The organism is Pseudoflavonifractor sp. An184, assembly GCF_002160305.1.
Classification (GTDB): Bacteria; Bacillota; Clostridia; order Oscillospirales; family Oscillospiraceae; genus Lawsonibacter; species Lawsonibacter pullicola.
Genome location: NZ_NFKI01000100.1, coordinates 1 through 5,327, shown reverse-complemented (window position 1 = coordinate 5,327; position 5,327 = coordinate 1). Strand labels below are relative to the sequence as shown.

Annotated in this window: 5 protein-coding genes; 1 reads left to right on the top strand and 4 read right to left on the bottom strand. The window is 62.3% G+C overall.

The window, feature by feature from the left end:
• Positions 1 to 232: 232 nt before the first annotated feature.
• From B5F19_RS16315 to B5F19_RS16300, 4 genes are all read right to left on the bottom strand, one after another.
• Complete coding sequence (locus B5F19_RS16315) at positions 233 to 850, bottom strand: hypothetical protein (RefSeq protein WP_087292689.1); 618 nt, start codon at positions 848 to 850, stop codon at positions 233 to 235.
• Positions 843 to 1,736, bottom strand: a complete 894-nt coding sequence (locus tag B5F19_RS16310) for a ParB/RepB/Spo0J family partition protein (protein WP_087292686.1) — start codon at positions 1,734 to 1,736, stop codon at positions 843 to 845. Before B5F19_RS16310 ends, B5F19_RS16315 begins: the two co-directional genes overlap by 8 nt.
• A 113-nt stretch (positions 1,737 to 1,849) precedes the next feature.
• Positions 1,850 to 2,620 (bottom strand): ParA family protein, encoded by a 771-nt coding sequence (locus tag B5F19_RS16305; RefSeq protein ID WP_087292683.1) that lies wholly within the window; start codon positions 2,618 to 2,620, stop codon positions 1,850 to 1,852.
• 470 nt (positions 2,621 to 3,090) lie between these two features.
• The gene (locus tag B5F19_RS16300) at positions 3,091 to 3,954 is read right to left on the bottom strand and encodes a ParB/RepB/Spo0J family partition protein (protein ID WP_087292680.1); all 864 of its coding nucleotides are present in this window, start codon (positions 3,952 to 3,954) and stop codon (positions 3,091 to 3,093) included.
• Positions 3,955 to 4,338: 384 nt separating this feature from the next.
• On the opposite strand from B5F19_RS16300, the gene B5F19_RS16295 reads away from it, so the two are divergent.
• Complete coding sequence (locus tag B5F19_RS16295) at positions 4,339 to 4,914, top strand: xanthine phosphoribosyltransferase (RefSeq protein WP_087292678.1); 576 nt, start codon at positions 4,339 to 4,341, stop codon at positions 4,912 to 4,914.
• Positions 4,915 to 5,327: the final 413 nt, after the last annotated feature.

The following is a 5,327-nucleotide window of genomic DNA, read 5'->3' as shown; positions in this document are numbered from 1 at the left end:
CGCACAGCCAGGCCCCAGTGGGCCGGCAGGAATTGAAACCAGCCACCCAGATTTTGCGCGCCGGAAATGTTCTGCCCACTTCGAGGGGTAACCCCCGCATTTGGGGGCCCGGGGGTAAGCCGTCATTGGCGAACGGAGTTCGCCTCTGCGGCGTCCCCCGGCGATCCTTTGGTTTCTTTCCCATCGCTGGGAAAGAAACTCGCCCCGCAGGGCGAAACCCCCTGCAAATCAATCAGTACAGCGCCTCATAGATCTCCTGATACCGCCCGGAGGGCGAAAACCGCCCGTTGTCGGTGATGCTCTCCTTGGGGAGATAGTCCACCAGCCCCGCGTCCTGGATCTCCTGGATCAGCTCCCGGCACAGGGAGTACCGCCCCAGGACGTAGGCCTCGTCGATCTGCCAGAACCAGTCCATGGCCTGGCTGGCCTTCTCCTGGTCGGACAGCTGGCTGGTGAGGGACTGCTTGTCCTCCTCCAGCTGCTTCACCTGCTCCTCCAGCTGGCCCACCTGCTGGATCAGCTGCATGTTGTCCTCATAGATGTCCTGGAGGGAGCTCTGGTCGGTGATGGAGTCCTGGAGCCCGGTGAGGGACTGGTTCAGGTCGTTCATGGCCTGGTTCTGCCGCTGATCCATGAGATAGGCCATAAGCATCAGCAGAAAAGCGGCGGCAAACAGAATGGCGATATAGTGGACCACCGACCGCTGCCGCTTCTCCCGGGTGGCGGGAGGCACGTATGCGGGGGGCTTCTCCGGAGCTTTCTCCGGCTGTTCCGGCTGGGGGGCGGGGGAGGGGGACTCCGTCTCTGTCGTCTCCTCCTGCTTCCCCTTGGAGGACGGCTTCTCAGCCATAGTGGTCCGCCCCCTCTCCGTGCTGCTGGTCCAGCAGAGTCAGCAGGAACTCCAGGTCCTCGCTGCTGTAATACTCCAGTTGGACCTTGCCCTTTTTGCCGTGGTGGGAGATGGTCACCTTGCGGCCCAGCCGGCCGGACAGGGATTTCTCCAGCTCCCCCAGATAGAGGGAGATCTCGTCCCGGCCCTTCTCCTTGGGCCGCTCCTGCTGCTTTTGAATGGTCTTGACCAGGGCCTCCGTCTGACGGACGGACAGTCCGCGCTCCACCACGTGCTTGGCCACCTCCCGCTGGAGAGCCTGGGTGGGCGCCCCCAGAATGGCCCGGGCGTGGCCGGCGGAGAGAGCGCCCTCCTCCACCATGGTCAATAGATCCTCCGGAAGCGCCAGCAGCCGCAGGGTGTTGGTGACTGCGGGGCGGGACTTGCCCATGCGCTCGGCCACCTGCTCCTGGGTGAGGCCGTACTCCTCCATCAGGGTCTGATAGCCCCGGGCCTCCTCGGCGGGGTTCAGGTCCTCCCGCTGGAGGTTCTCAATGAGGCCGATCTCCATGACCTTCCGGTCGTCGGCCTCGATGATGACCGCCGGAATCTCATCCAGGCCCGCCTGCTTGGCCGCCCGCCAGCGGCGCTCCCCGGCGATGATCTGGTAGTAGCCCGAGGCCAGGCGGCGCACCGTCACAGGCTGGATCACGCCGTGGATGCGGATGGAGTCCGCCAGATCGGACAGGGACTCCGGGTCGAACCGCTTCCGGGGCTGATTCAGTCCCGGTTCCACCTGGGAGATGGGGAGGGAGACGGACCCCTCGCCGGAGGCGGAGAGTTCCGGGTCCCCCAACAGAGCGTTCAGGCCCCGCCCCAGGCCCAATTCTGTCTTTCGTTTCGCCATATAAACTCCTTCCTCGTTTGTAGAATTAGGAATTAGGAGTTAGGAATTAGGAATTTTACCGTCCCAATCGGCCAGTTCATAGGAACAGAGGGGAAATTCCCAATTCCTCATTCCTAATTTGACACAGTGTGTTTTGCCGCGATCTCCTCGGCCAGGGACCGGTAGGCCTCCGCCCCCCGGGAGAGGGAGTCGTAGTCCAGGACCGGCATGCCGTGGCTGGGGGCCTCGGAGAGGCGCACGTTCCGGGGAATGACGGTGGCGTACACCTGGCCGGGGAAGTGGCGCTTGACCTCCTCCGCCACCTGGAGGGACAGGTTGGTGCGGCTGTCAAACATGGTGAGCAGCACGCCCTCCATGGCCAGCTTGGGGTTGAGGCCCCGCTTCACCAGACGGACGGTGGCCAGCAGGTCGCTGAGGCCCTCCAGAGCGTAGTACTCGCACTGGACGGGGACCAGCAGGGACCCGGCGGCGCACAGGGCGTTGACGGTGAGCAGCTCCAGGGAGGGGGGACAGTCAATGAAGATATAGTCGTAGTTGGGGGCCAGCCGCTCCAGGGCGTTTTTCAGCAGGTGCTCCCGGTCGGGAATGGCGATCATCTCAATACCTGCCCCGGCCAGGGCCTTGTTGGAGGGGAGCACGTCCCCATACTTGGTGGAGACCACCGCTTTCTCCGGCTCCGCTCCGTTGATGAGGACGTCGTACACGTTGGGGGAGGCGGTGTTCTTGTCCACCCCCATACCTGAAGTGGCGTTGGCCTGGGGGTCGAAGTCGCACAGCAGAGTGCGCTTCCCAATGGCCCGCAGGGCCGCGGTGATATTGACGGCGGTGGTGGTCTTGCCCACTCCGCCCTTCTGGTTGACGACGGCAATGATGTTTGCTGCCATAGAGTGCCTCCTTTGGAAAAGAGATCATCCGATCGCCGCCTTATGAAATAAGGTGTGATACCAGAACCCTATTATATCAACCTGCGAGGGGGGTTGCAAGCTGTTCACCGCTTTTTTCTGGGAAACGAAGGCAAAAATGTTTCACGTGAAACGTGGTAATTGACAATTGACAATTTGCAGGGGACGGGGACCGTCAGCCTCGGACGGCCGGGAGAGATAAAACAGTGCGGCCCGCCGGAGGCGGACCGCGGGGTATCCTTATTATGGAATGTATATACAGAAGTATACAGAGACAGGCAGGAAATTTGCGGGGGTCAGGGGCGCGGGCTGTATGAGGACCGGCATCACCAACCGAGGCCGCTGAGTGTGTCCCACCTGTGGACACTCAATGGGAACACCTGCAATAAAGCTGCCGGCATCCTGCGAGGCGGGGGAGCCTCGCCACTGAAATAATTGTCCATCGTCAACTGTCAACTGTCAATTGACGTCAACTGTTTTGTTTCACGTGAAACATGCTCCTGGGCCCGGCGGGGAATATGGATGGTCAACAAAATCTCTTCCTCCCGGTCCTCCCGGCTGCACTGAGCGTCCACCCCCGCCGAGCGCATGAGGGCCATCCCCCGGTTCAGGGAGTTGAGGAACAGCCGCACGTCCTTCACCACAAAGACCCGGCGGGGCCGCCGGACGGGGGGAGCGGGGGGCGCGGGGCGAAGGAGCTGGTCCACCAGGGCCTCGGTCTGGGCCACGGTGAGCTTCTCCTTTAAAATAGTATCCGCTGCCTGGATCTGGAGGGCCGGGTCGGCCAGGGGGAGCAGGGCCCGGGCGTGGCGCTCGGTGGCGCCCCCGTCCCGCAGGCGCTCCAGCACCGGCGTGGGCAGCTTCAGCAGGCGCAGCTTGTTGGCCACGGCGGACTGGCTCTTGCCGATGCGCCGGGCGGCCTCCTCCTGGGAGAGGTGGTAGGTGGAGATGAGCTTGTTCAGGGCCAGGGCCTCCTCCCAGAAGTCCAAATCCCTGCGCTGGAGGTTCTCCACCAGGGCCAGCAGGGAGGAGCGCTGGCTGTCGATCTGGAGGGAGAGGCAGGGGACCTCGGTGAGCCCGGCCAGCTTGGCCGCCCGCAGGCGGCGCTCCCCGGCCACCAGCTCCCAGCCGCGCTCCCCCCGGCGCACGGTGAGGGGCTGGAGCAGGCCCAGGGAGCGGATGGAGGCAGCCAGCTCCTCCAGCTCGTGCTGGGGGAAGACCCGCCGGGGCTGATCCGGGTTGGGGGCGATGACGTCCACGGGGAGAAACAGCACCCGGTTGCTGTCCAGCATCCCCTTTTTGCGCAGCAGCTGCATAACAAGACCTCCTATGTAAAAATATGGAATCTTCTGATTTACAGTTTACCATATAATGGAAAAGAAAAAGGCGAAGCAGGTCGAGAGACTCCTATTTTTTCCAGGGAAATTTTGGCGGGGCTGGATGGGTAAAATGGGGAGATGGTGTAAAGCTAAAAACTTTACGGGAAGGCGGGGTTCGACCGGTCCGCCCCGCCGGGGAGAAAAAGGGGGGTGAAAGACAGAAAAATTTCCAATGAGCCGGAAAAAAGGATTGCAGAACGGTGCCGGAACATGTAGAATAATAATGTATCGCCATCGAACGTGGCCCGCATCTCCCGGGCCACGCCGTTCTTTTCCGGCAGAGGCCGGGGCGGAGTCCGGCGGAGGAAGGAGTATCAAGCCATGGAGCTTTTAAAGGAGCGCATCCGCAGGGATGGAAAGGTGAAGGGCACCGACGTGCTGAAGGTGGACAGCTTTCTCAACCACCAGATGGATGTGGAGCTGTTTGCGGAAATCGGAAAGGAATTCAAGCGCCGGTTCGCCGACCGCGAGGTGAACAAGATCCTTACCATCGAGGCCTCGGGCATCGGCATTGCCTGCGTGGCCGCGGAGTATTTCCACTGTCCCGTGATCTTCGCCAAGAAGAGCCAGACCAAGAACATCGCCGGCGACGTGTACACCACCAAGGTGGAGTCCTTTACCCACGGCCGGGTGTACGACATCATCGTGGCCAAGGAGTTCCTGGGCCCCGGGGACAGGGTGCTGCTCATCGACGACTTCCTGGCCAACGGCGCCGCCCTGGAGGGGCTGGCTAAACTGGTGAAGGATTCGGGGGCGGAGCTGGTGGGCGCCGGCATCGTCATCGAGAAGGCCTTCCAGCCCGGCGGCGACCGCCTGCGCGCCGAGGGATTGCGAATCGAGTCCCTGGCAAGAATTAAGTCCATGAGCGAAGAGACCGGCGTGGAGTTTGTGGATTAAAAAGGGCGCGGAATTTCGCCCTGCGGGGCGAGTGACTTTCTCAGCGATGAGAAAGTCACCAAAGAATCGCCGGGGGACGGCTCAGGATGGACACTCCGTGTCCATATTCGCCTTACCCCCGGGCCCCCATTTTACGAAAGCCGCCAATTAGGCTGCCTTGGCAGTCTTCGCAAAGGCGCGGGTGGACAGTGGATTGGTTTCTGGTCTATTACCGCTGCCGCTGAGTTACCGGTAACCTTTAGGCGGTATTTCTACCGGTTGAGAGCGCGCCTTTTGGGCTGGTGGGCTCAAGTGCGGCTCAGGGGGAACGGCGGGCGGGTCTTGGACCCGCCCCTACGGAGCGCCCGGAAAGGCGTATGTCTTTGCATAGGGGCCGGTCCCAGACCGGCCGCGGGCGGCCTTTGGCCGCTCAC